Raw genomic sequence first — 23,952 nt, 5'->3', positions numbered from 1 at the left:
GTGACAGCCCCTTTCTAATAAGCATCAGTAGGGGCAACATCACCCCAGCCGTCTGTTACGGCGTTTGGTGTTACAATTGATCTGACTGGCACAAGCTGATCCCGCGCCAAATGATACTTTTTTGTTCTGAACTGTAATTGGCCAGCGACTAGACCTGCGTGAACCTTGAGCATCCGCGCCAGACCAATGATGTCGCGCTTAGCAAAGATTGGGGCCTTTCTGGAAATAAATGCGTCCATCATTTTCTTTGGTACGCAAAACTCGGAAGCTGCCGCATTCGCTCTTGCTTCTTGTTCGATAAGCTCTTGTGTGACCTGCGCTGCCTCGCCAGAGTTGATATCAACATCAAGCATCATCTGCATGAGGCCATCTCGATTTTGAACGTGCTCAAGTTCATGCCGAAGCACAAAAACAAAATTGTCGATCCGATCAAATCGCATTGTCATACCAATGACTGGCGAGTTCTCATCAAGCCAGAAACAAACACCGTCGATTTTTGTCGAGGGCAGCGCCTCAACGATCACGAAGCGAATCCCCGCTTCGGCAAGGATGCGGGGCACTTTGCGCAGTTCTTCGGCAGAGTGAATGAGTGTCTTGATCTTTGATATGGCCGACTTCACAGATGTTGGCGAATACCGCGCGACCAACATTTCCGATGCAAGCGTCTTAACCCTATAAAGCCAAGCGAGTTGGGCTGGCGTAGCTGCAATACTGACTTCCGTTTTCTTCGACGCATGTGGAAGTGTTTCAATATCTTCAAGGCGATTTGCTTGGAAAAAACGGAGCAGCGATTCCTCTACATCATCAATATCTTTGACTGACTTTGCGTCCAACCACCCCCGCGCAATCATTGCGCTGATCGGCAGCTTGCCAATCAATTCTGCCCGCATCTGCCTCTTGGGGTTTGGTGTGCTTTCGATACGCGCGACTGCGAGGTCATAGGTCTTTTGCAAGGACAAAAACCTCTCGGCAGGGATACCGAATACTTCTTCAAAGATAATCGCTGTCTCGGCATCGACCTTTCTTACGTTTGACGTTGTCTTGCTGATAATAGATTCATCCATCCCAGAAATGATTGCCAGCGTTCTTTTTGTCCAGCTTCGCTCAGCGAGTAGCGCCGTGACCAACTGCCCTGGTGATTTATATTCTTCACTGCTCATAGCATCCGTATAAGGCGGTACCATTTAGCAGGCAATAGGGAATATGCGAAAAATCGCAAACTATACATAAATGCTTGACTAACGGTCAGTTTGAAATTAAATCGAGGGTATGAGAAAACTCGACGCCAAATCCCGCGCCCTGATCATCCGCCTTTTGGTGGAAGGTAACTCCATCCGCGCCACCGCGCGCATTGCTGACGTTTCTAAGAACACTGTCACGAAGCTTCTGGAAGACGCTGGCAAAGCCTGCGCCAAATTCCACGACGAAAATGTGCGCAACGTAGAGGCCAGCCACGTGCAGGCCGATGAAATCTGGGCGTTCTGCTATGCGAAAGCAAAAAACGTAGAGGGCGCAAAGGCGGCACCGTCCGAAGCTGGCGACATTTGGACGTGGACCGCCATGGATCGTGATAGCAAGTTGATGATCTCGTACACGGTCGGCGACCGTTCGCAGAACACTGCACGTGAGTTCATGTTTGATCTGGCTGGCCGCTTGGCGACACGTATCCAGCTGACCACGGACGGCCACGGCGGCTACCTCAAGGCGGTCACGGACGCATTCTCGGGCGATGTGGACTATGCCATGCTGATCAAGCAATACGGCGACCCTACAGGCCAGAAAGGCCACGAGCGCAAGTATTCCCCCGCCGAATGCACGGGCGCAAAGAAAGAGGCCATCTTTGGCAAGCCTGACATGGAGCAGGTTGGCACCAGCCACATTGAACGCCAGAACCTTACAATGCGGATGGGCATGCGCCGCTTTACTCGCCTCACCAACGCCTTCTCAAAGAAGGCAGAGAACCACGCCTATGCGGTTGCGCTGCATTTCATGCATTACAACTATTGCCGCATCCACAAGACGCTTCGCGTTACGCCCGCCATGGCGGCTAACCTTGTTGCGTCACCTTGGACCGTTGATGATATCGTTGCGCTGGTTGAGAAGGCGGAGGACGCTGCGCCTAAGAAGCGTGGGCCATATAAGCCGCGTCAGAAAAAAGATATTTCAAACTGACCCACTACCCGGGCGATGCCTTCGAGATGCGAATTGTCCTGATGATCCGCGATTTCGAAATGGACGGGCTCGAGGCCAAAGGCGCGCTGATCCGGCAGATCTGCGACACCGTGGCCGCCACCGAACCCCGCGCCAGCATCACCTGCGATATCACCCCGCAATACCGCAACATGCGCTACTGGCTGGAAAAGGACATGACGCCGGTGCATCTGGCGCAGGACGCGGTGCGCGACGCGGGCATCGAACCGGTATCGGTGCCGATCCGCGGCGGCACCGATGGCTCGCGGCTGACCGAACTGGGCCTGCCATGCCCCAACGTCTTTACCGGCATGCAGGAAATTCACGGACCGCTGGAATGGATATCTGTGCAGGACATGGAAAAGGCCGTGCACGTGGCGCTGCATCTGGCCCGACGCGCCGCCGCCCCGCAAGGATCATGATTGTAACGACGCACGCTTTGACCTAAGCAATGCCGACCCCGAAACCCAAGGAGCGCCCCCATGCGTCTGAGCCGCTATTTCCTGCCCGTGCTGAAGGAAACCCCCGCCGAAGCACAGATCGTCAGCCACCGGTACATGCTGCGCGCCGGCATGATCAAACAAAACGCGGCCGGCATCTATTCGTGGTTGCCGCTGGGCTTCAAGGTGCTGCGCAAGCTCGAAAACATCGTGCACGAAGAACAGATGCGCGCGGGCCATATCCCGATGCTGATGCCGACGCTGCAATCGGCCGACCTGTGGCGCGAAAGCGGCCGCTACGACGCCTACGGCCCCGAAATGCTGCGCATCCGCGACCGGCAGGACCGCGACATGCTCTATGGGCCCACCAACGAGGAAATGATCACCGATATCTTCCGCTCCAACGTCGGCTCCTACAAGGATCTGCCGCTGACGCTCTATCACATCCAGTGGAAGTTCCGCGACGAGATGCGCCCGCGCTTCGGCGTGATGCGGGGCCGCGAGTTCTTCATGAAAGACGGCTATAACTTCGATCTGACGAAGGAAGACGCGCTGCACGCCTACAACCGTCATCTGGTCAGCTACCTGCGCACCTATGAACGCATGGGCCTTCAGGCCATCCCGATGCGGGCGGATTCGGGGCCCATCGGGGGTGACAACACGCATGAATTCCTCGTGCTGGCCGACACCGGCGAAAGCGAGGTGTTCTACGACAGCGCCGTGACGGACCTGAAATTCGGCGACCGTGACATCGACTATGACGATCACGCGGCCTGCGCGGGTGTGATGGAGGAATTCACAAACCTCTACGCGCGCACCGACGAAACCCATGATCCGGCCCTCTTTGACAAGGTTCCGCAGGACCGCCAGCGCACCGCCCGCGGCATCGAGGTCGGGCAGATCTTCTATTTCGGCACCAAGTATTCCGACGCCATGGGTGCTACCGTTCAGGGCCCCGACGGCAAGGTCACCCCGGTACATATGGGCAGCCACGGCATCGGGGTCAGCCGCCTGCTGGGCGCGATCATCGAGGCCTCACACGACGACAAGGGCATCATCTGGCCCGAAGGCGTCACGCCCTTCCACTGCGGCATCGTCAATCTCAAACAGGGCGACGCCGAGGCCGACGCCGCGTGCCAGTCGCTCTACGACAGCCTGACCGCGCTGGGGCTCGAGCCGCTCTATGACGATCGCAACGAACGCGCGGGCGGCAAATTCGCCACGATGGACCTGATCGGTCTGCCGTGGCGCATCACGGTCGGCCCGCGGGGGCTCAAGAACGGGGTCGTCGAGCTGACCAGCCGCCGCACCGGCGAAAGCGAAGAGCTGCCGCCCGAACAGGCGGTCGAACGGATCGCGCAGATCTACAAGGGCCTGTCGGTCAAAGGGCTCTGATCACAATTTGGGTGCGCGGGCTGGACCTGCGCGCCCGCTGCACCACCTCCTTCGTCAGACAATGACCGGAGGATATGTGATGCGATTTTTCCTGACAGCCCTGATTTTCGGTGCCGCCACCGCCGCCTGCGCCCAAGGTGTGCAGCAGGGCGCCAAAAACGCCCCCCAGTTCGAACCGCAGTGGCCGACCCAGACCCGCGCCCCCGCGCTCGACAGCGGCGTGGACTTCACCATCACCGAACTGGCCACCAACCTTGATGTCCCGTGGGGCGTCGAAGTGTTGCCCGAGGGCGGCTATCTGGTGACCGAACGCTCTGGTCAGTTGCGGCTGATCAGGGACGGCGTGGTGGGGGCGCCCATCACCGGCGTGCCCGATGTGCTGGCGGCCGGGCAGGGGGGGCTGCTCGACGTGGCACTGGCCGAGGATTTCGCCACCAGCCGCGTGATCTACCTCAGCTACGCCAAGCGGATGCCAGACAACATGTCCGCCACCGCCGCGGCCCGCGGCGTGCTCAGCGCCGACGGAAGCGCGCTGACGGATGTGCGCGACATCTTCGTGCAATCGCCCCCGTCGCCCACCACCAAACACTACGGCAGCCGCGTGGTCCCGCTGAACGGGCATGTCTACATCACCACGGGCGAACACTCGTCGCTGGCCGAACGGGTCTATGCGCAGGATCTCGACAAGACCTACGGCAAGGTCGTGCGCGTCACGCCAAACGGTGAGGCGGCCTCCGGCAACCCCTTTGGCACCGCCGTTTATACACTGGGCCACCGCAACGTGCAGGGCGCCGATGTGCACCCCGACACCGGCGCGCTGTGGACCCTCGAGCACGGCCCCCGCGGCGGGGACGAACTCAACCTGATCGAGGCGGGCGCGAACTACGGCTGGCCCGTGGTCAGCTACGGCATCCGCTACTCGGGCGGTGACATTGGCTCGGGACAAAGCAGCGGCGAAGGCTTCACCCAGCCGCGGTACTACTGGGATCCGGTGATCGCGCCCGGTGGCTTTGCCTTTTACGACGGGGACATGTTTGCCGACTGGCAGGGCGATGTGCTGGCCTCGTCGCTGAACCCCGGCGGTTTGGTACGCCTCACGCTGGAAGGCAACCGGGTCAGCGGCGAAGAACGGTTCCTGACGGGTGAAATGCGCGTGCGCGACGTGGAGATCGACCGCGACGGCGCGATCCTGATCCTCGACGGGGCAGGTGGCAGATTGTTGCGTCTGAGCCGGTGAGCGCACGCCGGGCTTGTCTGACAGGCCCGGCCATGGCAGCCTCGGATCAACGATAACAAGAACCACAGGCACCTGATGATCTTGCGCAGCATCGCTCTTGCAGGGGGGCTGGCGGGGGCAACCGCCGGATCGCAATTTCCCGAGTTCTCGCAGCAGTACGTGCAGCGGCTGGGCGGGGCTGTGGACGCGCTCGAACAGGTGGTGGCCGATTTCGATGCCTCCGCACGTGCCGAGAACCTCAGCCGCACCGAGGCACTGGCACAGATGCAGGGCACTGCCTTTATCGAACGGCGCCGCGCCGACATGACGCGCTCCATCGCCCGCTACGAAACCCTGCGCGACGATCTGGCCGCGCTGCGGGCAAAGGGACCGTTCATGCGCGCCTATCACGCCAGCCGCCTCACCGACACCGACATCGCACAGGCCGCGTGGCAGGCTTATGTGCCCGCTGTCCCGATCAGCTTTGCGGGCCTGAGTTTTGCCGCGGCGGGTTTCGTGCTGGGCGCGGCGCTGCTGGCAGGGCTGGCACGGCTCATGGTCTGGCCGCTGCGCCGTCGCGGCACCGCCTGAGCGCGGCCCCCGATCCCCCTTGACCCTGTGCGCCCAAAGCCGCAGTTTGCGCGGCAAATCACAAGGACCCCCATGGCCCAGAACACTCCCCCCTTTGCCCCGTTCGAATGGATGATCGCGTGGCGGTACCTGCGCGCGCGCCGCGCCGAAGGCGGCGTCAGTGTCATGACCTGGATCAGCCTCATCGGCATCACGCTGGCGGTCTTTGCGCTGATCGCCACGCTGGCCGTGCGCTCGGGGTTCCGCGCCGAATTCGTCGATACGATCCTGGGGGCCAACGCCCATGTGACGGTCTACGAGATGGGCACCGTGCAGCCCAGCGGTGGCATCGACCGCTCCATCGATGATTACGAAGCGCTGGCCGACAGCGTGCGCGCCGTCGATGGCGTGACCCGGGTCGCGCCGCTGGTGCGCGGGCAGGTCATGGCCTCGCTGGGCAGCAACAACGCGGGCGTCGAGATTTTCGGCATCGCGCCCGACGATCTGCTGACCATCCCCCGCATTGCCGATCCCGAAGATGCGCAGGGCGACATCGGCCGCTTCGGCGAAGGCATCGCCATCGGATCGGGCGTGGCACGCGCTCTGGGCGCGGGGGTGGGCGATACGATCCGCATCATTTCACCCAACGGGGTCAAAACCGCCTTCGGTGTCAGCCCGCGGGTAAACGGTTACGAAATCACCTATATCTTCACTGCCGGGCGCTACGACATCGACCGCACCCGCGCCTACCTGCCGATCGCGGAGGCGCAGAGCTTTTTCAACTACGAAGGCCGCGCCTCCGAGCTGGAGGTGATGGTCGCCGACCCCGACAACGTCGATCCGGTGGCCAATGCCATTTTGCGCGCCGCAGGCGACGAGGGGCTGATCTGGACATGGCGGGATGCCTCCTCGGGCTTTCTCAACGCGCTCGACATCGAGGACAACGTGATGTTCGTGATCCTGTCGATCCTCGTGCTGATCGCGGCGATGAACATCGTGTCGGGGCTGATCATGCTGGTCAAGAACAAGGGCCGCGACATCGGCATCCTGCGCACCATGGGCCTGAGCGAGGGCTCCGTGTTGCGGGTCTTCTTCATCTGCGGGGCCTTTACCGGGCTTATCGGCACGGCGCTGGGTGTGATCCTGGGCTGTCTCTTCGCGCTCTACGTCGATCAGATATTCGGCATAGTGAACTGGCTGTCGGGTGGCAATGCGTGGGACCCGTCGATCCGGGGCATCTACTTCCTGCCTGCGAAACTGCAACTGGGCGATGTGCTGTCGGCGGTGGCCCTGTCGCTGGGGCTGTCGTTCATCGTGACGATCTTTCCCGCCCGCCGCGCGGCGCGCATGAACCCCGTCGAGGCGCTGCGCTATGAGTGATCCGATCCTGTCGCTCAGCGCGATCACCAAGGCCTATAACCACGGCAAACCCAACGAGGTGACGGTGCTGCGCGGCATCGATCTGAAGGTGCAGCCGGGCGAAGTCGTGGCGCTGGTGGCGCCCTCGGGGGCGGGCAAATCGACGCTGCTGCACATCGCGGGGCTGCTCGATACGCCCGACGCGGGGCAGGTGGCCATCGCGGGCGAAGACCTGACCGGCGCGCGCGATGGCAAACGCACCGCGGTGCGCCGCGCCGATGTGGGCTTCATCTACCAGTTTCACCACCTGCTGCCGGAATTCACCGCGCTCGAAAACATCGTCCTGCCACAGCTGGCCAACGGCACCCCCCGGCGTGATGCGGAAAACCGCGCGCTGGACCTGTTGGGGCGTGTCGGCATCAAGGCGCGCGCCGCGCACCGCCCCGCCGCGCTGTCGGGCGGCGAACAGCAGCGTGTCGCCTTTTGCAGGGCACTGGCGAACGGGCCGCGCCTGCTTTTGGCCGATGAACCGACAGGAAATCTCGACCCCGAAACATCGGACCGCGTTTTCGCCGCCCTGCTGACGCTGGTGCGCGACACCGGTCTCGCCGCGCTCATTGCCACCCACAACCTTGACCTTGCCGCGCGGATGGACCGCCAGATCCGGCTCGATCAGGGCCAGCTTGCCGCGGTCTGACCGCAACCGGAGGGCTTTATGCCGAAAATATCTCTCGACGACATCGAACAAACCACCCGCAGCGCGCTTCTGGCGCATGGTGCGGGCGATTTTGCCGCCGCCGAAGTGGCCCGCGCCGTGCGCAAGGCCGAAAGCATCGGCAACAAGATCTGCGGCCTCTACTATGTCGAAAGCTACTGCCAGCAATTGCAAAGCGGGCGTGTCAACGGCACCGTGACACCGCAGGTCAGCACCCCGCGCCCCGGCACCGTGGTGGTCGATGCGGGCTTCGGATTCGCGCAACCGGCATTCGCCCACGCCCTGCCGCTCGCGCTCGATGCCGCACGCACCAATGGCGTGGCGTCGCTGGCGGTGGGACACGCGCATACCTGCACCTCGCTGGGCTATTTCACCGAACAGATCGCGGCGGCGGGCATGATTGCGCTGGGCATGACCAACGCATCGCCGATCGTGGCCGCACCGGGGGGCAAGACCCGCGCCATCGGCACCAACCCGATGGCGTTTTCGGTGCCCGACGGGCAGGGCGGGATCGCGATGCAATTCGACCAGTCCACGACCACCGTCGCTCTGGGCAAGATCACGATGGCCAAGGCGGCAGGCGAACGCATCCCCGAAGGCTGGGCGCTTGACGCCGACGGCAAGCCGACGACCGATCCCACCGCCGCGCTGGGCGGATCGCTTGTCTCAACGGGCGGATACAAGGGCTGGGGCTTTGGTCTCATGGTCGAAATTCTTGCGGCGGGGATGACCGGCTCGGTGCTGTCGCGCGATGTCAAACCGCTCAAGGCGCCCGAGGGCGCGCCGCACGATCTGGGCCAGTACTATGTGCTGATCGATCCCGGCACCGCGCCGGATTTCGCCCAGAAGGTTCAGGCGCTGGCAGATCACATTGCGCGCGACGCGGGCGCGCGGATGCCCGGCCGGGGCAAGACGGGGCAGGATCCCGTCGATGTGGGGGCACAGACATGGGATCTGATCACCGGACTGGCCGAAGGGCCCGCGGGCGGCTAGGCCAGCTGCGTCAGCCAGACACCGATCGCCATGGTCGCGATGCCTGCGGCACGGGTCGGGCTTATGGGCGAGACCTGCGCACCAAACAGCCCGAACTGGTCAATCAACGCGGCCGAAATGAGCTGGCCCAGCAGCACGAAGAAGACCGCATTCCCGATCCCGAAATGCGGCGCGATATAGGTGATACTCAGCACGTAGAACGCGATCAGCACACCGGCCAGCAACAGGTGGCGCGGGGTGCCTGCAACGCGTGCAAATGCACCGGGCCCGGTCGCAAGGGCCACCACCAGCGCCGTGGCGAACGCGATGGCAAACAGCACCGTGGCCGCCACGGCGGGCGATCCGATCCGCGTGCCAAGCGCTGCATTCAACGCCGCGAGCAGCGGAATGCCGATGCCCGCAAGCGTCATGATGATGGCATATTGTGTCATGGGCGTCCTCAACGGCAGATGGTGTCCAGATCAACGCCGTCCCACGGCAGACCCACGTCATAGGGCGGACGCGCGGGCAGCGGCGACAGCGGCATGACCTGCGAAATCAGGCTGTGCAACCGCTGCGTCCGCGCGCCTTGCGGGGCCAAGGCGCGGCAGCAGACGAACTCCTCCACGATGGAGCCTTGCTGCTCGTAGCCGAAATCGAGAAACCTGCGGTCGCCGATCTCGAACAGATAAGGATCGGCGCCGGGCGAATGTTCGGTCGCGGCGCGCAGCGGCGTAAAGCCGGTCAAGCGGCGGTTCTGCCATTGCCAGACGTGGGTCATCTCGTGGGCAAACAGCATCGCGGCGATCAGCCCGATGCGGTCGGGATAATCGGGCAGGTAGTCGTCCAGATACCAGTCCCGGTCGAACAGGACGGTGTTGTAGAGCGCAACGGCCGCGGGTTTCGTGGTGATGATCTCGTCCTGGGGCGGCGGCAGGATCTGTTCGCGGCAGGTGGTGCGCGGGCGTGGTTTGCGCCGGAAGGTGACGGCCCGCGTGGGCGCCCCGTCGTGCAGGCGCACCCGGTCGTAATCAAGCGTGTCGCCCGTCAGCCCGAAGGCAAAGGCGCGCTCCGCGTCCGACAGGGGGCGGCCACAGGCGGCCAGAAACAGCAAAAGAATGAAAGCCATACGCATGACGCCATCATGCGCGGGTCCGGCGTCACCGCAAGGACAAACCGCGCGCGCCCGCGCGTTTGTTACGGAGCACTCGCGCCGCGGTGTAGTATAGTGACCATCCGGTCCCTTATTATTTCAACGCACCGTCCCCACCTCTTATTCAGATCGCAGGGCCACAAGGGTCCCGCGGCACTGACCGCAGCGGCGAACGGGCCGCTGCCTGGAAAAGGAAGATCACTATGCTTCGCGTTATTGCACCCACGGTATTCGGTTTTGTCGCCATGATGAGCGTTTGGGGCGTCACCGCCGCCAGCTTCATGGTCTGAAGAGGACCACACGGGTGGGGCCACAGGGCCCCATCCTTTCCCACCCCCACCGCCGCTTTTTCGCGCCCGCTTGATCCAGATCATGGGCGGCGCATCGCGGTGCATTAGCATCGGACCTATACCCGCGACACGAAAGGTCCGACGATGCAACGATACATTCTCGCTACCGTCCTTTGCCTGCTGGCGGCCGGCGCACAGGCGCAGGGCGCAGGCCTCGGTGCCGAGCTTTACGCCCAGAATTGCGCCACCTGCCACGGGGTGAACCACGACGGGAACGGCCCGATGGCGCCTGCGCTTCTGGTGCAACCCTCCGACCTCAGCACGCTGCAGGCGCGCAACGGCAACATCTTCCCCACGCTGCGGGTGGTGATGCGCATCGACGGGCGCGATCCGCTGATTAGCCACGGATCGGACATGCCGATCTACGGGGATTTCTTCGAAGGCGACGACACCCCGCTCAAGACCCACCTCGGCCAGCCGATCTTTACCAGCCGCCCGATTGTCGAACTGGTGGCCTACCTGCAAAGCGTGCAGCAGTAGCGCGCCCGCTCACACGTCCAGTTCTTCGACGAACCGCGCGTTTTCCTGAATGTACTGGAACCGCAACTCCGGCTTCTTGCCCATCAACCGCTCGACCAGATCGCCGGTCTCGCCCGGCATGTCCTCGTCGACGGTCACCCGGATCAGCTTGCGGGTTGCGGGATCCATCGTGGTTTCCTTCAGATCCTTGGCGTCCATCTCGCCCAGCCCCTTGAACCGCTGCACGTCGATCTTGCCCTTGCCGCCCAAGCCCTTCTCCAGCAGGGCGTTCTTCTCGGCGTCGTCGGCGACATAGACGCGGCGCGCACCCTGCGTCAGCCGGTAAAGCGGCGGACAGGCCAGATACAGGTGGCCCGCGTCGATCATCGGGCGCATCTGCGTGAAAAAGAACGTCATCAGCAGGGACGCGATATGCGCCCCGTCCACATCGGCGTCGGTCATGATGATGATCTTGTCATAGCGCAGATCGTCGAGGTTGAATTTCGTGCCCATGCCGACCCCCAGCGCCTCGCACAGATCGTTGATCTCGGCGTTGGTGTTGAGCTTGCCCGACGCGGCGCCCAACACGTTGAGGATCTTGCCCTTCAGCGGCAGCAGGGCCTGATTGACGCGGTTGCGCGCGCCCTTGCCGGACCCGCCCGCAGAATCGCCCTCCACGATGAACAGCTCAGTGCCCTCGCGCGACTTGCTGGTGCAATCGGTCAGCTTGCCGGGCAGGCGCAGCTTCTTGGTGGCACTCTTGCGCGCGGTTTCCTTTTCCTGACGGCGGCGCAGACGCTCCTCGGCGCGCAGCACCAGAAAATCGAGGATCGCACCGGCGGACTTCGTGTCTGCCGCCAGCCAGTTGTCAAAGTGGTCGCGCACCGCGCCTTCGGTCATTTTGGCGGCGGCCTCGGTGGACAACCGGTCCTTGGTCTGGCCCACGAACGCAGGATCGGCAATGAAACACGACACCAGCGCACAGCCCCCCGACATCAGGTCGTCGCGGGTGATCGATGCGGCCTTCTTGTTGTTCGACAATTCGCCGTAGGCCTTGATGCCTTTCAGGATCGCCGCCCAGAACCCCGCGACATGGGTGCCGCCCTCGGGGGTGGGGACCGTGTTGCAATAGCTCTGGATAAACCCGTCGCGCGACGGCGTCCAGTTGATCGCCCATTCGACCTTGCCCGCCTCGCCGAATTTCTCGCGGAAATCGACCGTGCCGGCAAAGGCGGTCTCGGCGTAGGTGGTGGATTTGCCCAGCGTCTCGGTCAGGTAATCCGACAGGCCACCGGGAAAATGGAACGTCGCCTCCGTCGGGGTCTCGCCATCGTCAATGGCCGATTTCCAGCGGATTTCCACACCCGAAAACAGATAGGCTTTCGACCGGATCGATTTGAACAACCGCGCGGGCTTGAAGCGGTGGCTGCCGAAAATCTGCTCGTCCGCGTGAAAGGTGACCGTGGTGCCGCGCCGGTTGGGGGCCGCGCCCACCTTTTCGACCGGGCCCAGCGGCAGGCCGCGCGAAAAGCGCTGCTCATAGACTTCCTTGTTGCGCGCCACCTGCACGACCATCGAATCCGACAGCGCGTTGACGACAGAGGCACCCACCCCGTGCAGACCGCCCGACGTCTGGTAGGCCTTGCCCGAGAATTTGCCGCCCGCGTGCAGCGTGCACAGGATCACTTCCAGCGCGGATTTGTCGGGGAACTTGGGATGCGGATCAATCGGGATACCGCGGCCGTTGTCGCGCACCGTGAGGCTGTAATCGGCGTGCAGCTCCACTTCGATGCGGTTGGCGTGGCCCGCGACCGCCTCGTCCATCGAATTGTCGAGCACTTCGGCCACCATATGGTGCAGCGCACGTTCGTCGGTGCCGCCGATATACATGCCGGGGCGCTTGCGGACGGGTTCCAGCCCCTCCAGTACCTCGATGGAGGAGGCATCGTAATCGGTCGGCTCCGGCGTGGTGCCGGACAGAAGATCGGACATGTGAGGCGCCTGCATTTGCTTGTTATTGGATCATCCGCAGTATGTCAGAGCGCGGCATCGGCGAAAAGAGGGCGCGGCCCCTTTCCTTTGGTCGCCGCGTGGCTAATGTGGCGCAAAATCCACCCGCCAGGAGAGCGGCCATGACCCCATCCGCCGATACCGCCCCGCGCCTTACCCTGCGCCAGCTGCCGGACTGGCGCTATCTGCTGCAGGAATACGACGAGCTTTACCGTTTTCTGCCCGCTGGCGGCAGCGACAAGATCGCGGGCCACCAGCGCAAGGTCCGCGAGGCGATCAGCCGCCTCATTCGCACCAACGCTCCCGTGACACCGCAACCCAAGGCCGACAAACCGGTAACCGCCCACCTGCGCCGCGCGCTCGACGAAGGGCGGCAGGGCGTGCTGGCCCCGGTGATCCGCGCGCTGGACGTGGTGGCCCCCGATCTCAGCTGGCAATACGGGTACGAGCGGGTGCCAAAGGGGCTGCAGGACACGTTCGCCTACGCCGAGATCGCGGGCGGTACCGGACCGGTGGTCAGCACCGAAATCATCCTGGGCGTGGTGCTGTTCGGTCCGGGCTGCACCTATCCCGCCCACGCCCACCACGGCATCACCGAAAGCTATGTGTGCCTGTCGGGGGCGGTGTCGGAAAATCATCAGGGCGTCTATGTGCCCGGCTCGATGATCTTCAATCCGCCCCAGCACCTGCACCGCATCACCGTGGGCAAACGCGAACCCGCGCTGCTGGCCTATGCCTGGATCGGCGCGCCCGAAGACCTGCACGAACAGCGCATGATCTTTTCGCGCCCCCGCAAGTAACCCCCAACCGGAAAGCACCCCCCATGGCCTGGATCAAGACAATCCCCTTCGACGCCGCCACCGGCAAGCTACGCCAGCTCTACGACCGCGTGACGGGGCCGGGCAACAACGTCGACAACATCATGATGATGCACAGCCTGCGGCCCCACACGATGGAAGGGCACATGGCACTTTACAAACACGTGCTGCACCATTCGGCCAACACGGTGCCCAAGTGGTTTTTGGAAACGCTGGGCGTCTGGGTTTCGTCGCTCAACGACTGCGCGTATTGCGTGGAGCACCACTTTGCCGGTCTCAAACGGCTGCTGGACGATGACGCGCGGGCGGATGCGCTGCGGGCGGCGCTGGCGGCGGGCGACGTGGGCGGCACACCGCTCGATGCCGCCCAGCAGGCGGCCCTGCGCTACGCCCAGCGACTGACCCAAACCCCCGCCGATATGGACGCCGCCGATGTCGAGGCGCTGCGCATGGCGGGCTGGGACGACGGCCAGATCCTCGAGATCAATCAGGTCACCGCCTATTTCGGCTATGCCAACCGCACCGTGCTGGGGCTGGGCTGCTCGACCGACGGCGATGTGATCGGGCTCAGCCCCGGCAATTCGGACGACCCCGACGATTGGGGCCACCACTAGATCCAGTCGAGGATCGCCCGCGCCACTTCGCGCGGCTTTTGGTGGTGCAGCCAGTGATCGGCCCCCGCGATGTCCACCCGCGTCAGATCGGGGGCCAGCGCCTCCAGCCCCTCCAGCGCCTCGGGCAACAGCGCGGTGTCGCCGGTGCCCCAGACCAGCAGATGGGGCACCGTGATGCGCATCCGGTCGGCATCGAACTGCGGCGGATCGGCCAGCGCCTCACCGGGCCCGCCCAACCGCAGGGGCGAGGCGCGGTACCAGTTGATCATCGCCCCCAGCCCCGCCGCATCGCGCCACGCGGCCTTGTAGCCCGCCAGCGTCTCGCCGCGCAGCCACGACACATCCATCTTGGCCGAAAACAGATCCATCAGCTTGGCAAAATCATCCGCCGCCAGCTGGGTCTCGGACCCCGGCGCGCGCAGGTAATGGATGTACTGCGACGCATCGGTCTGCGGCCCGCCCGCCGCCAGCGCCCGCTGGAACGGCAGCGGATGCACCCCGTTCAGGATCACCAGCTTGCGGATCAGATCGGGCCGCGTCATCGTGAGCGCATAGGCGACCGACGCCCCCCAGTCATGGCCCAGCAGATACACCGGCTCCTCCCCGATCAGCGCCACCATATCACCCACGAGCAGCGATGTGCGGTAATCGGCCACCTCCGCCGGTCGCCAGCTCTGGCCGTTGCCCCGCTGGTCTGGCGCGATGCAGTGAAACCGCTCGGCCAGCAGGGGTGCGAGTTCGGCCCAACCGCCGCTATACTCTGGAAACCCGTGCAACATCAGCAGCCTGGGCGCGTCCTCGCGGCCCCAATGGCGGAGGAAAAACGGCTGCCCGCCCAACTCGACCGTCTCTGTCCACATCATAGGGGCGCTCCTTTTTCATGGGTCTCGAACCGCAATCCCGTGGCGGTGCCTTCGGCAAATCCGGACCATGACACACCGTCGAGATAGCGGTCCATCGCGGTATCCCCCGACAAATGCCGGCCCAGAAAGGCCACCGCGAAATGCTGGGCGATGTTGTTCATGCGCAGGGTGTCCCACACCGGATCGGCATAATGGTCGAACGGCGCACGGCCCAACGCGGGCGAAAATTGCCACGCCTCGGCGGGCGCGGGGTGGGGGGCGGCGGCATTGTGGCCCGCCCCCTCGAAGCTCAGCAAATGGCGCCCGGTGCCGGTCATCGCGTCAAACAGATGGCGCATCCCGGCGTAATTCGACACGTCATCGCGCGTGCCCGCCATGATCAGCGCGGGGATCTCGATCTGCGCCAACGCGTCGGCGTCCCACATGCCAAATCCTCCCCCCCAAGGGCCGATGGGCACAATCGCCTTCAGCCGCGGGTCGCGCAGCGCCGCATGGGTGTCGCTGCCCGCACGGTGGACGGCCAGCATCCCGCCGGGAGGGGCGCGTTCAAAGTCGAGCGCCGCGCGGTTGACCCCGGCACCCGCCGACACCAACGCGCCGTAGCCGCCCATGGAATAGCCGACCAGACCGCATCTGTCGGTCTGCATCATCGCCCCCAGCGGCCCCTCCAGCCGCGCCAGCGCATCCAGAAGCCCCATCTGGTCCAGCGGACGGTGCAGCAGCGTCTCGCCAAAGTCGCGCAGATCGTCATAGGTGCTGCCCGCGTGATCGGCGGCGGCCACGATGAACCCGTGACTGGCGAAGGCTTCGGCCAGATGCACCAGCAAATACCGGCTGCCGGGGTATCCGTGGCTGATCAGGACGACCGGCGCAGGCGCCCCCACAGGCGTTGCCCCGCGCTGCGCGGACCCGTAAAGGGCGGCGCGGCGCACGCCGCAGCGCAGGGTCACCTCATAAGCGGCTGGCGTGCCGCTGCCCGCCACCGCCGGATACCACAGCTCGACGGTCAGGGGGCGGTCGTGGCCACGCAGGTCACCCGCCGCGACATCGGGCTGATCGCGCAACGTCAGCTGCACGGTCTGCACGCCCACGGCACAGTGCCCCCGCCGCGCAAGGGTTGGGGCAAAGGGGCTGACAAGATCGACGCGGTTGTGGTGTTCCATCCCGCGACTGTGCCGCCCCCGAAGGGCAGGCGCAAGTTGGCTCTTCCCATGCGGCGGGTCGGGGCGTAGAGGGGAAGACATGCACAAGCACATGACCTTCCCGGCCCACGCCAAGGCGTTGTCGGTCCTCGGGCTGCCGCTCATCGGCGGACATCTGGCGCAGATGGCGATCGGCGTGACGGATACGGTCATGCTGGGTTGGTACGGGGTCGAGGAACTGGCCGCGGTGACGCTGGCCTCAACCTTCTTTTTCGTGCTCTTCATCTTCGGCTCGGGATACGCATGGGCGGTGATGCCCATGGTCGCCAGCTTTGCCGCCGAAGACGATGAAACCTCCATCCGCAGGGCCACGCGCATGGGGCTCTGGCTCAGCTTCGGTTTTGCCCTGCTGGCGCTGCCCGCGATGCTCTTTGCCGGTCCGATCCTGCGGCTGATCGGACAGGAAGAAGCGGTGGTGGCACAGGCCGCGACCTACCTCACGGTGGCGGGCTGGGGGATTTTGCCGGCGCTGTTCGTGATGGTGCTGAAATCCTATCTCGCCGCGCTGGAGCGCACGCAGATCGTGCTTTGGATCACCGTGCTTGCGGCCCTCGTGAACGCCGTCGTGAACTACGCGCTCATCTTCGGCAATTGGGGTGCGCCCGAAATGGGCATCCGCGGGGCGGCCGTTGCCTCGCTGTGCACACAGGTGGTGTCGCTGGTGGGCGTGGTGATCTACGTGCGGATGCGGCTGCCCGAACACGACCTCTTTCGCAGGCTCTGGGCCAAGGATGTGGATATGCTCAAGCGGGTGTTCACGCTGGGCCTGCCGATCTCCATCACCTCGCTGAGCGAAGTGGGGCTGTTCGCGGCCTCTGCGATCATGATGGGCTGGCTGGGGACGGTGCCGCTGGCCGCGCACGGGATCGCGGTTCAACTGGCCTCGCTGACGTTCATGGTGCATCTGGGGCTCAGCAATGCCGCAACGGTGCGGGCGGGCAACGCCTACGGGCGGCACGACCCGCGTCATCTGGCACGGGGTGCCGCGGTCGCCACGGCGCTGTCGCTGCTGTTTTCGGTGGTGACGGTGGCTGTGTTCTTCCTCTACCCCGAATGGCTCATCGGCATCTTCATTCTCGAAAGCGAACCCGCCAAGGTCGAAATCCTGCAGATCGGGGTCGGCATCCTGTTCATGGCGGGGCTGTTCCAGCTTGTCGACGGGGCACAGGCGATCGGTCTGGGCGTCTTGCGCGGGGTGCAGGACACCACGCTGCCGATGGTCTATGCCACGTTCAGCTATTGGGTCATCGGCGTGCCGTGCTCGTATCTGCTGGGCTTCTGGATGGGCTTCGACGGGATCGGCGTCTGGGCGGGTCTGGGCATCGGGCTCGGCGTCGCGGCGATCCTGCTGAACACCCGGTTCTGGCGCACGGTCCTGCCAGGGATCAAAGGAAACGCGGGCGACGTGCGCGCGGTCTAGTCCTTGGTCAGCCTGTCGGCCTTCTTGCGCACCAGCGTGGCCCGCAGATCGTGCATCGCCAGCAGCAACCGGTCGGTCACGGCGTCCAGCTGTGCATCGGTGGCCCGCGATTGCGCCCAGTGGGTCGTCAGGTTGAGGTAGTCAACCGCGCGGTGGATGTCGTCGATGTCGCGGTGCGCCAGCACCTGCGCGCGCTCTTCCATCCATTCGGTGATCGCGGCGATATCGGCTTCGGTCAGGGTCCGGTCGCCGTGGGGTTTGATCTCGCCACTGCGCATGTTGACGACGGCGATCTGGTCCATCTCGATCCGGCGCTGGCGGTTTTCGGTATCCAGCCGGAACGCGAACGCCCCGTTCTCACGAACGCGAAAGTAATATTCGGGGAGCGCGCCTGCCATGCTGCCTGTCCTGCCAAACTGGGTTCAATCTGCGGTTGGTTCCCGCATGTATCACGCGGCGACAGGAGGCGATAGCCCCGCCTCCTGCACCGCGCGGTCGTCAGCTCAGGCCGTTGCAGAAGGAGGTGATGCGCGCGCAGGCCTCCTCCAGCGCCTCGTCCGACGTGGCATAGCTGACGCGGAAGTTGGGGCTCAACCCGAAGGCCGCACCAAACACCACCGCCACGCCCACATCCTCCAGCAGCGCCGTGGCGAACGTCTCGTCATCGGTGATCTTCACCCCGTTTGGCGTTGTCTTGCCGATCAGCCCCGCAATGGACGGATAGACATAGAACGCCCCCTCCGGCACCGGACAGCTGATGCCGTCGATCGCGTTCAGCGCCTTGACCACCATATTACGGCGGCGCACGAACATCTCGTTGTTGGGGCCGATGTAATCCTGCGGCCCGTTGAGCGCCTCGACGGCGGCCCACTGGCTGATCGAACAGGGGTTGGAGGTCGATTGCGACTGCACCTTGCGCATCGCCTTGATCAAGTCCTCCGGCCCCGCGGCATAGCCGATCCGCCAGCCGGTCATGGCATAGGCCTTCGACACACCGTTTACCGTCAGCGTGCGGTCGTACAGGCGCGGCTCGACCTGCGCAGGCGTGCAGAATTCGAAATCGTCATAGGCCAGATGCTCGTACATGTCGTCGGTCATCACCCAGACGTGGGGGTGGCGCATCAACACATCCGTCAGCTCTTTCATCTCGTCGCGCGAATACCCCGCGCCGGTCGGGTTGGAGGGCGAATTGAAGATGAACCACTTGGTCTTGGGCGTGATGGCGGCCTCCAGCTGGTCGGCGGTCAGCTTGAAACCGGTCTGCAACGACGCCTCGGCAATCACCGGCTCACCGCCCGCAAGCAGCACCATGTCGGGATAGCTGACCCAATAGGGCGCAGGGATCACCACCTCGTCGCCGGGGTTCAGCGTCGCCATCAGCGCGTTGTACAAAACCTGCTTGCCACCGCCCGACACGCTCACCTGCGCGGGCTTATAGCTCAGGCCATTGTCGCGCTCGAACTTGGCGCAAATCGCCTGCTTGAGCTCGGCAATACCGTCGACAGCGGTGTATTTCGTCTTGCCCGCCGCAATGGCGGCCACGGCGGCGTCCTTGATATTCTGGGGCGTGTCGAAATCCGGCTCCCCCGCACCCAGTCCGATCACATCACGGCCCGCCGCCTTCAGCTCCTGGGCTTTCGTGGTGACTGCAATCGTGGGTGATGGTTTTACACGCTGAAGTGTCGCAGATAGCAGTTCCATTTTGTCCTCATCAAGCTATGTGTAGGTCCCGCCCCCTGTGTAGGGGCGGCCCATTCGACGATCAAGCGACATCCGCCCCGACAGGAGAGTTCTATGGCCGACACCACTGCAAATGGACCAACCGACACCCCCGAAGTGGACTGGTACGGGCCCGACATGGCCACCTTTGGCGACCGGGTCGCCGCGGCGCGCGAAGCGGCCGGCATGACACAAACGATTCTCGCCCGGCGGCTCGGCGTGCGGCTGGCCACCCTGCGCGGCTGGGAAAACGATCTGTCCGAGCCGCGCGCCAACCGGCTGCAAATGCTGGCCGGTCTGCTCAACGTGTCGATGATGTGGCTCATCAACGGCGAAGGCGAAGGGCTCGATGGCCCCGAAGCGGGCGGCACCCTGCCCGAAGGCGCCTCGGACGTGCTGGGCGAACTGCGCGATCTGCGGGTCGAACTGTCCGAGACGGCAAAACACGTCGGACGGCTCGAAAAACGGTTGCGCGTGATGCTGAAAGACGGCGCATGATCGAATTGCCGCACCCCACGCCGCCCGCCGACGAAACCCGCGAAACGCGCGAAAAGCGGCTGGTCATGCGATCGATGCGCCGCGGGATCAAGGAAATGGACCTGATTCTATCGGCCTACGCGCGGGACCGTCTGGCCGCGATGACGGTGCAGGATCTGGATCTCTATGACCGGCTTCTGAACGAAAACGATCACGATCTTTACCAGTGGGTCACCGGCCAGGTCCCCGCAAAAGACCCATACGGCGCAATGGTTTCGGACATCCAGAGTCACGTCGCGGGCATCCACGGATAATACGATACGCGTTTAACGAAATATTCTGATTTATTCTTCAATCTCCGACACAGCCAAAAGGTTGGAGAGCATAATGAGTTTACAGGATCACATCGACATTCCCCAAGCGCCGCCCGCAGTCGGCAACAAGGGGTTTATGGTCGGCTATCTGGAGGCGCTGTCGCTGGTCGAACGCCTGCACCGGCTGCTGCTGGATGTCATCAAGGATGAGTTCGAACGTGTCGGGGTGCTGGAAATCAACGCGGTTCAGGCGCTGTTGCTGTTCAACATCGGCGATAACGAAGTGACCGCGGGCGAATTGAAAAGCCGCGGCTACTATCAGGGCAGCAACGTCAGCTACAATCTCAAGAAACTGGTGGACATGGGCTACATGCACCACCAGCGCTGCGAAATCGACCGCCGCTCGGTGCGGGTGCGCCTGACCGACAAGGGGCGCAAGATCCGCGATGTGGTGTCGGGTCTGTTCGCCCGCCACGCCGACGGGCTCGAGGACAAGGGCGTTCTGGGACCGGCGGGCATCGTCGACATCACCGACAGTCTCAAGCGGATGGAACGCTACTGGACCGACCAGATCAGATACATCTACTGACCACAGGCAGCATCCCTCAGAGGGGGGTACATGCAGGCAGTGCAGGGCGTCCGGAGGTATCTTCGGGCGCCCTGTGCACATGCGGATCACCCGTTACAGCGTGTCCCAGTGGCTTTGGGCCTTGGCGATCATCGCCCGAGGTCCGGCATCGAATTTCGTGCCGCCCACGGGTTTGGCAAACAGGTACAGCCCGCCTTCGAAAATGCGCCAGACTTCGGGATCGGCGTTGACGATCTTGCGGAATGACATGGCGCGGGTGCAAAACCCGCCGAATTTCGGGGCAAAGGCATCGGGCGTCGCGGCAAAGGCCGCGGCATCCTGCGCCGTCTCGAACCGCCACGGCACACCGGCCCAGTCCACCACATGCGCCGTCTGGCCCACCCGCGGAGCGCCGTGACGCCAGTAGGCGTGGCTGTCGTATCCGTCGATGGCGGTTCCGCTTGCGTCCACGGCCACACGCACCGGCGCCGCCGCGACCCCAGCTACAGGCCACAGCAATGCCGCGGCCGCTCCCGTCACCAGCGCCCTGCGCCGTGTCGTCATCCGGATCATGAACTCTCCTCCCTCGCTGGCCCCGCTATAGCGGGTCAGGGGGCGCAAGGGGATCAACATCTGCGTGATCGTCTCCGATGCGCCGCGGGATCGGGGCGATGGTCCAGCGCAGTGCGGCCTGCTCCTGTGCGCTCGGCGGATGATGCTCCAGTGTCTCGTGAAACTGCGCATAAAGCCGCGCGCCCAAAGCGGGTGAAATCTGCCGCGCCGTCAGGATCGCGATGGCCATCCAGTTCCAGCGCGCATAGCCGCTCTCGCACAGCCCGTCCGCCGCCGCCTTCTGGCCCTGCGGAGGGCGGCGCTCGGTCAGCTCACGCGCCTGTCCGTGCGCCGTGGCATAGGACATCAGGAACCGCGCCGCCGCGTCCTGCAGGCTCAGCCCCGACTGGCGCTCCAGTTCGACACCGCGCTCCTCGACCACCAGATCAAAGCCATCGTCCCCCACCTCGACGTGCACCGATCCGTCGCCGTAGGGGCGCGTGGCGATCGGCGCGGCAGGGGGCAGGCCGGTCTTGGCCCAGCTGGCCCGCACAAGGGCCTGCAACGTGGCCACAGTTGGCCGCGGCTTGGGGGTCAGAAAACGCAACATGGTGGCGCACCCTAGCGTGCGATGACGCTGTCGCGCAACGGGGGGCCGGACAGCACCATACCGCCCAACTCGCGCAGCAGCTTGGTTTCCATGGCGCGGGCATAGTCCTCGAACCCCAGCGCGGTCTCCACGAAGGCATCGGGCCCCACGATCACCTCGGCGGTGAAATACGCCGACAACTCGGCGATATCGCCCTGTCGTGCGTCTCCGGCGGCCGGATCATCCGCGCCGATCACCAGCGCGTTGATCGTCACCCCCCGCGCGGCCAGCTGCGTTTTGACATCGCGTGGGCGGGGGCCGAGGTTGCTCTTGCCGTCGCCCGAAATATCCAGAACCCGGCGCCAGCACGCAGCGCGTTGCGACAGGTGCTGCACCCCCAGCGTCATGGCCACACCCAGCGCGGTGCCCGGGGTCGCGTCGCCCCGCCGCTCCACGCCGCGCAGGGTCGCGATGATGCCGTCCACCGCCGCGCCGTCCACCACGCGCGTCCACGGCACCAGCGTCATCTGGTCCGCGGGTCCGCTCCACTCGAACACCAGCAGTTCCACAGGCGTATCGGGGCGCTCGAGCAGGGCCGTGCGCACCGCCACACTGTCGAGCGCATCGGCCAGCCCGTCCATTTGCAACCGGTACTCGCGCGCGTCCACCGACCCCGACACATCCAGCCCCAGCGCCAGCGCCTGACGGCACACATCCGCCGCCGCCCCCGTTGCCGCCACCATCAGCGCCAGCAGCGCCGCACGGATCATCCCGCATCTCCAGCCGCGTCCAGCGCGCCGATGGCGGGCGGCTTCAGCTCCCGCTCCAGCTTGCGGCGCATCGCGCGCTCGTAATCCTCGAACCCGTCGGCAATCTCGACAAACGCTCCGGGGCCGTGGACCACCTCGGCCTTGTAAAAGGCGATCAACCCCACTTCGCCCTCGAAATCGGCGGCATTGACGACCAAACCGTTGACCACCACATCGTCGAACGCGAATTCGCGGTAGGCCGCGGCGGGCGGAAACCCCTCGTTGCTCTGCCCGTCGCCCGCCATGTCCAGCGTCTTGCGCAGACACCGCGGCGCGCGCTCCAGCAGCTTGGCGCCATAGCCGAGCGCGTAGCCCATCGCGGTGGGAAAATCATTGTGGGACCGCTTCGAACGGGCCACGACCTCTGCCGCATCCAGCAGCGCGGCACGCCCGTCGATCAGCGTCCAGTCGAGGATCAGCTCCTGATTATAACGGCCCGACCATTCATAGACCGACAGGGCCACCGGCAGATCGGAGGCAAAGAACGCCGCGACAACCTCGGGTGCGGTCAACGCGGCGACAACGCCGCCACGCTGCAATGTGTCTTCGCGCGCGTCGACCGAACTGGACACATCAATGGCCAGCGCGAGCGCCAACCGGCACTCGATGGCCAGGGCGGGCAGGGGCACCAGCCCCGTCACCGCCGCCAGAAGGGCCGCGCGCATCACGGGCTTACCAGTGGCCGGTGTTTTCCATCGATTTCCACGGCTCCTGCTCGGGCAACCGGTCGCCTTCCTGCAAAAGCTCGATCGAAATGTTGTCGGGCGAGCGGACAAACGCCATGTGGCCGTCGCGCGGCGGGCGGTTGATCGTCACGCCCGCATCCATCAGTTTCTGGCACATGTCGTAGATATTCTCGACCGTATAGGCCAGATGGCCGAAATGGCGGCTGTCATCCGGCAGCGCATCGTCGCCGTCCCAGTTATAGGTCAGCTCCACATCGGCGTGGCCGTCGTCCATGCCGGGCGGGCACAAAAACACCAGCGTGAACCGGCCGCCCTCGTTCTCGGTGCGCCGCCGCTCGACCAGACCCAGCATTTTGTAGAACGAGATCGACGTGTCGAGATCTTTGACGCGGACCATTGTGTGCAGATACTTGATGGGCATAACGGGGCTTCCTTCTTGCGATTGGGTGTCGCGCGAAACCTAGCATGCATTCGCACCGTGTCGAGCGTGCG

General features: G+C 64.3%; 27 protein-coding genes and 1 pseudogene. 15 read left to right on the top strand and 13 right to left on the bottom strand.

From position 1 onward, the window contains the following. Positions 1-14: 14 nt before the first annotated feature. Positions 15-1,160, bottom strand: coding sequence for an ImmA/IrrE family metallo-endopeptidase (locus K3756_RS12480; RefSeq protein ID WP_259987837.1), 1,146 nt, complete (start codon positions 1,158-1,160; stop codon positions 15-17). A gap of 109 nt (positions 1,161-1,269) precedes the next feature. Here K3756_RS12480 and K3756_RS12475 point away from each other — a divergent pair, with 109 nt between their 5' ends. From K3756_RS12475 to K3756_RS12440, 8 genes and pseudogenes are all read left to right on the top strand, one after another. Next, the gene (locus K3756_RS12475) at positions 1,270-2,172 is read left to right on the top strand and encodes an IS1 family transposase (protein WP_259987835.1); all 903 of its coding nucleotides are present in this window, start codon (positions 1,270-1,272) and stop codon (positions 2,170-2,172) included. A 41-nt stretch (positions 2,173-2,213) separates the two neighbouring features. Further along, positions 2,214-2,612: pseudogene (locus tag K3756_RS12470) on the top strand (M20/M25/M40 family metallo-hydrolase); the annotation flags it as partial. A 60-nt stretch (positions 2,613-2,672) separates the two neighbouring features. After that, the gene (gene proS / locus K3756_RS12465) at positions 2,673-4,025 is read left to right on the top strand and encodes a proline--tRNA ligase (RefSeq protein ID WP_259987833.1); all 1,353 of its coding nucleotides are present in this window, start codon (positions 2,673-2,675) and stop codon (positions 4,023-4,025) included. A gap of 79 nt (positions 4,026-4,104) precedes the next feature. Further along, positions 4,105-5,262: a PQQ-dependent sugar dehydrogenase gene (locus tag K3756_RS12460; protein WP_259987831.1), complete on the top strand. Its 1,158-nt coding sequence runs from the start codon at positions 4,105-4,107 to the stop codon at positions 5,260-5,262. Between the two features lie 75 nt (positions 5,263-5,337). Next, on the top strand, positions 5,338-5,832 hold the full coding sequence (locus K3756_RS12455) for a DUF2937 family protein (protein WP_259987829.1): 495 nt from the start codon (positions 5,338-5,340) through the stop codon (positions 5,830-5,832). Between the two features lie 72 nt (positions 5,833-5,904). Next, entirely contained in the window at positions 5,905-7,191 is a 1,287-nt protein-coding gene (locus tag K3756_RS12450; protein WP_259987827.1) for a lipoprotein-releasing ABC transporter permease subunit, read from the top strand. Continuing rightward, on the top strand, positions 7,184-7,867 hold the full coding sequence (locus tag K3756_RS12445; RefSeq protein ID WP_259987824.1) for an ABC transporter ATP-binding protein: 684 nt from the start codon (positions 7,184-7,186) through the stop codon (positions 7,865-7,867). The genes K3756_RS12450 and K3756_RS12445 overlap by 8 nt, the downstream gene beginning before the upstream one ends. Before the next feature lie 18 nt (positions 7,868-7,885). Next, on the top strand, positions 7,886-8,878 hold the full coding sequence (locus K3756_RS12440; protein ID WP_259987822.1) for an Ldh family oxidoreductase: 993 nt from the start codon (positions 7,886-7,888) through the stop codon (positions 8,876-8,878). On the opposite strand, the gene K3756_RS12435 is transcribed toward K3756_RS12440, so the two are convergent. Both K3756_RS12435 and K3756_RS12430 read right to left on the bottom strand, forming a co-directional pair. Next, on the bottom strand, positions 8,875-9,309 hold the full coding sequence (locus K3756_RS12435; RefSeq protein ID WP_259987820.1) for a DMT family transporter: 435 nt from the start codon (positions 9,307-9,309) through the stop codon (positions 8,875-8,877). The genes K3756_RS12440 and K3756_RS12435 overlap by 4 nt on opposite strands. 8 nt (positions 9,310-9,317) lie before the next feature. Then, positions 9,318-9,992 carry a hypothetical protein gene (locus K3756_RS12430; protein ID WP_259987818.1) on the bottom strand — a complete coding sequence of 225 codons (675 nt, stop codon included), beginning with the start codon at positions 9,990-9,992 and terminating at the stop codon, positions 9,318-9,320. 452 nt (positions 9,993-10,444) lie between these two features. On the opposite strand from K3756_RS12430, the gene K3756_RS12425 reads away from it, so the two are divergent. Continuing rightward, positions 10,445-10,840 (top strand): c-type cytochrome, encoded by a 396-nt coding sequence (locus K3756_RS12425; RefSeq protein ID WP_259987816.1) that lies wholly within the window; start codon positions 10,445-10,447, stop codon positions 10,838-10,840. Between the two features lie 9 nt (positions 10,841-10,849). Here K3756_RS12425 and parE read toward each other — a convergent pair whose 3' ends face one another. Continuing rightward, positions 10,850-12,811 (bottom strand): DNA topoisomerase IV subunit B, encoded by a 1,962-nt coding sequence (parE, locus tag K3756_RS12420; RefSeq protein ID WP_259987814.1) that lies wholly within the window; start codon positions 12,809-12,811, stop codon positions 10,850-10,852. A gap of 140 nt (positions 12,812-12,951) precedes the next feature. Here parE and K3756_RS12415 point away from each other — a divergent pair, with 140 nt between their 5' ends. After that, positions 12,952-13,629 carry a dimethylsulfoniopropionate lyase gene (locus K3756_RS12415; protein WP_259987812.1) on the top strand — a complete coding sequence of 226 codons (678 nt, stop codon included), beginning with the start codon at positions 12,952-12,954 and terminating at the stop codon, positions 13,627-13,629. A 23-nt stretch (positions 13,630-13,652) separates the two neighbouring features. Next, positions 13,653-14,261: a carboxymuconolactone decarboxylase family protein gene (locus K3756_RS12410; protein WP_259987810.1), complete on the top strand. Its 609-nt coding sequence runs from the start codon at positions 13,653-13,655 to the stop codon at positions 14,259-14,261. Here the strand turns inward: K3756_RS12410 and K3756_RS12405 are convergent. Together K3756_RS12405 and K3756_RS12400 are read right to left on the bottom strand one after the other, a co-directional pair. Next, positions 14,258-15,124 (bottom strand): alpha/beta fold hydrolase, encoded by an 867-nt coding sequence (locus K3756_RS12405; RefSeq protein ID WP_259987808.1) that lies wholly within the window; start codon positions 15,122-15,124, stop codon positions 14,258-14,260. The genes K3756_RS12410 and K3756_RS12405 overlap by 4 nt on opposite strands. After that, entirely contained in the window at positions 15,121-16,287 is a 1,167-nt protein-coding gene (locus tag K3756_RS12400) for a dienelactone hydrolase family protein (protein WP_259987806.1), read from the bottom strand. Before K3756_RS12400 ends, K3756_RS12405 begins: the two co-directional genes overlap by 4 nt. 79 nt (positions 16,288-16,366) lie before the next feature. Between K3756_RS12400 and K3756_RS12395 the strand changes: the two genes are divergently transcribed. Then, positions 16,367-17,746: an MATE family efflux transporter gene (locus K3756_RS12395; protein ID WP_259987804.1), complete on the top strand. Its 1,380-nt coding sequence runs from the start codon at positions 16,367-16,369 to the stop codon at positions 17,744-17,746. Here K3756_RS12395 and K3756_RS12390 read toward each other — a convergent pair. Continuing rightward, a complete protein-coding gene (locus K3756_RS12390) occupies positions 17,743-18,144 on the bottom strand; it encodes a hypothetical protein (RefSeq protein WP_259987802.1) in 402 nt (133 codons plus the stop codon). The genes K3756_RS12395 and K3756_RS12390 overlap by 4 nt on opposite strands. Positions 18,145-18,244: 100 nt before the next feature. Then, positions 18,245-19,447, bottom strand: a complete 1,203-nt coding sequence (locus K3756_RS12385; protein WP_259987800.1) for a pyridoxal phosphate-dependent aminotransferase — start codon at positions 19,445-19,447, stop codon at positions 18,245-18,247. Positions 19,448-19,540: 93 nt separating this feature from the next. Between K3756_RS12385 and K3756_RS12380 the strand changes: the two genes are divergently transcribed. From K3756_RS12380 to K3756_RS12370, 3 genes are all read left to right on the top strand, one after another. Then, the gene (locus K3756_RS12380) at positions 19,541-19,963 is read left to right on the top strand and encodes a helix-turn-helix domain-containing protein (RefSeq protein ID WP_259987798.1); all 423 of its coding nucleotides are present in this window, start codon (positions 19,541-19,543) and stop codon (positions 19,961-19,963) included. After that, positions 19,960-20,256 (top strand): succinate dehydrogenase assembly factor 2, encoded by a 297-nt coding sequence (locus K3756_RS12375; protein ID WP_259987796.1) that lies wholly within the window; start codon positions 19,960-19,962, stop codon positions 20,254-20,256. The genes K3756_RS12380 and K3756_RS12375 overlap by 4 nt, the downstream gene beginning before the upstream one ends. Positions 20,257-20,329: 73 nt before the next feature. Beyond that, a complete protein-coding gene (locus K3756_RS12370) occupies positions 20,330-20,845 on the top strand; it encodes a MarR family winged helix-turn-helix transcriptional regulator (RefSeq protein WP_259987794.1) in 516 nt (171 codons plus the stop codon). Positions 20,846-20,938: 93 nt separating this feature from the next. Here K3756_RS12370 and K3756_RS12365 read toward each other — a convergent pair whose 3' ends face one another. Genes K3756_RS12365 through K3756_RS12345 form a run of 5 tightly spaced genes read right to left on the bottom strand, consistent with a single transcriptional unit; the run spans position 20,939 to position 23,881 of the window. After that, positions 20,939-21,397 carry a YHS domain-containing (seleno)protein gene (locus K3756_RS12365; protein ID WP_259987792.1) on the bottom strand — a complete coding sequence of 153 codons (459 nt, stop codon included), beginning with the start codon at positions 21,395-21,397 and terminating at the stop codon, positions 20,939-20,941. A gap of 25 nt (positions 21,398-21,422) precedes the next feature. Beyond that, a complete protein-coding gene (locus tag K3756_RS12360) occupies positions 21,423-21,986 on the bottom strand; it encodes a hypothetical protein (RefSeq protein ID WP_259987790.1) in 564 nt (187 codons plus the stop codon). Between the two features lie 11 nt (positions 21,987-21,997). Then, entirely contained in the window at positions 21,998-22,735 is a 738-nt protein-coding gene (locus K3756_RS12355) for a DUF1194 domain-containing protein (protein WP_259987788.1), read from the bottom strand. Then, complete coding sequence (locus K3756_RS12350; protein WP_409202400.1) at positions 22,732-23,442, bottom strand: DUF1194 domain-containing protein; 711 nt, start codon at positions 23,440-23,442, stop codon at positions 22,732-22,734. Before K3756_RS12350 ends, K3756_RS12355 begins: the two co-directional genes overlap by 4 nt. Before the next feature lie 4 nt (positions 23,443-23,446). Then, positions 23,447-23,881 carry a VOC family protein gene (locus K3756_RS12345; RefSeq protein ID WP_259987784.1) on the bottom strand — a complete coding sequence of 145 codons (435 nt, stop codon included), beginning with the start codon at positions 23,879-23,881 and terminating at the stop codon, positions 23,447-23,449. Between the last annotated feature and the right edge of the window lie 71 nt (positions 23,882-23,952).

Source organism: Sulfitobacter sp. S190 (assembly GCF_025141935.1).
GTDB lineage: Bacteria > Pseudomonadota > Alphaproteobacteria > Rhodobacterales > Rhodobacteraceae > Sulfitobacter.
Note: the sequence above shows the minus strand (reverse complement) of the source record. Positions and strands in the feature narration are given on the sequence as shown.

Excerpts from the sequence above, each read along its gene's own strand:
- K3756_RS12480 (WP_259987837.1), bottom strand. The coding sequence starts at position 1,160 with ATGAGCAGTGAAGAATATAAATCACCAGGGCAGTTGGTCACGGCGCTA.
- K3756_RS12475 (WP_259987835.1), top strand. The coding sequence starts at position 1,270 with ATGAGAAAACTCGACGCCAAATCCCGCGCCCTGATCATCCGCCTTTTG.
- proS (WP_259987833.1), top strand. The coding sequence starts at position 2,673 with ATGCGTCTGAGCCGCTATTTCCTGCCCGTGCTGAAGGAAACCCCCGCC.
- K3756_RS12460 (WP_259987831.1), top strand. The coding sequence starts at position 4,105 with ATGCGATTTTTCCTGACAGCCCTGATTTTCGGTGCCGCCACCGCCGCC.
- K3756_RS12455 (WP_259987829.1), top strand. The coding sequence starts at position 5,338 with ATGATCTTGCGCAGCATCGCTCTTGCAGGGGGGCTGGCGGGGGCAACC.
- K3756_RS12450 (WP_259987827.1), top strand. The coding sequence starts at position 5,905 with ATGGCCCAGAACACTCCCCCCTTTGCCCCGTTCGAATGGATGATCGCG.
- K3756_RS12445 (WP_259987824.1), top strand. The coding sequence starts at position 7,184 with ATGAGTGATCCGATCCTGTCGCTCAGCGCGATCACCAAGGCCTATAAC.
- K3756_RS12440 (WP_259987822.1), top strand. The coding sequence starts at position 7,886 with ATGCCGAAAATATCTCTCGACGACATCGAACAAACCACCCGCAGCGCG.
- K3756_RS12435 (WP_259987820.1), bottom strand. The coding sequence starts at position 9,309 with ATGACACAATATGCCATCATCATGACGCTTGCGGGCATCGGCATTCCG.
- K3756_RS12430 (WP_259987818.1), bottom strand. The coding sequence starts at position 9,992 with ATGCGTATGGCTTTCATTCTTTTGCTGTTTCTGGCCGCCTGTGGCCGC.
- K3756_RS12425 (WP_259987816.1), top strand. The coding sequence starts at position 10,445 with ATGCAACGATACATTCTCGCTACCGTCCTTTGCCTGCTGGCGGCCGGC.
- parE (WP_259987814.1), bottom strand. The coding sequence starts at position 12,811 with ATGTCCGATCTTCTGTCCGGCACCACGCCGGAGCCGACCGATTACGAT.
- K3756_RS12415 (WP_259987812.1), top strand. The coding sequence starts at position 12,952 with ATGACCCCATCCGCCGATACCGCCCCGCGCCTTACCCTGCGCCAGCTG.
- K3756_RS12410 (WP_259987810.1), top strand. The coding sequence starts at position 13,653 with ATGGCCTGGATCAAGACAATCCCCTTCGACGCCGCCACCGGCAAGCTA.
- K3756_RS12405 (WP_259987808.1), bottom strand. The coding sequence starts at position 15,124 with ATGATGTGGACAGAGACGGTCGAGTTGGGCGGGCAGCCGTTTTTCCTC.
- K3756_RS12400 (WP_259987806.1), bottom strand. The coding sequence starts at position 16,287 with ATGGAACACCACAACCGCGTCGATCTTGTCAGCCCCTTTGCCCCAACC.
- K3756_RS12395 (WP_259987804.1), top strand. The coding sequence starts at position 16,367 with ATGCACAAGCACATGACCTTCCCGGCCCACGCCAAGGCGTTGTCGGTC.
- K3756_RS12390 (WP_259987802.1), bottom strand. The coding sequence starts at position 18,144 with ATGGCAGGCGCGCTCCCCGAATATTACTTTCGCGTTCGTGAGAACGGG.
- K3756_RS12385 (WP_259987800.1), bottom strand. The coding sequence starts at position 19,447 with ATGGAACTGCTATCTGCGACACTTCAGCGTGTAAAACCATCACCCACG.
- K3756_RS12380 (WP_259987798.1), top strand. The coding sequence starts at position 19,541 with ATGGCCGACACCACTGCAAATGGACCAACCGACACCCCCGAAGTGGAC.
- K3756_RS12375 (WP_259987796.1), top strand. The coding sequence starts at position 19,960 with ATGATCGAATTGCCGCACCCCACGCCGCCCGCCGACGAAACCCGCGAA.
- K3756_RS12370 (WP_259987794.1), top strand. The coding sequence starts at position 20,330 with ATGAGTTTACAGGATCACATCGACATTCCCCAAGCGCCGCCCGCAGTC.
- K3756_RS12365 (WP_259987792.1), bottom strand. The coding sequence starts at position 21,397 with ATGATCCGGATGACGACACGGCGCAGGGCGCTGGTGACGGGAGCGGCC.
- K3756_RS12360 (WP_259987790.1), bottom strand. The coding sequence starts at position 21,986 with ATGTTGCGTTTTCTGACCCCCAAGCCGCGGCCAACTGTGGCCACGTTG.
- K3756_RS12355 (WP_259987788.1), bottom strand. The coding sequence starts at position 22,735 with ATGATCCGTGCGGCGCTGCTGGCGCTGATGGTGGCGGCAACGGGGGCG.
- K3756_RS12345 (WP_259987784.1), bottom strand. The coding sequence starts at position 23,881 with ATGCCCATCAAGTATCTGCACACAATGGTCCGCGTCAAAGATCTCGAC.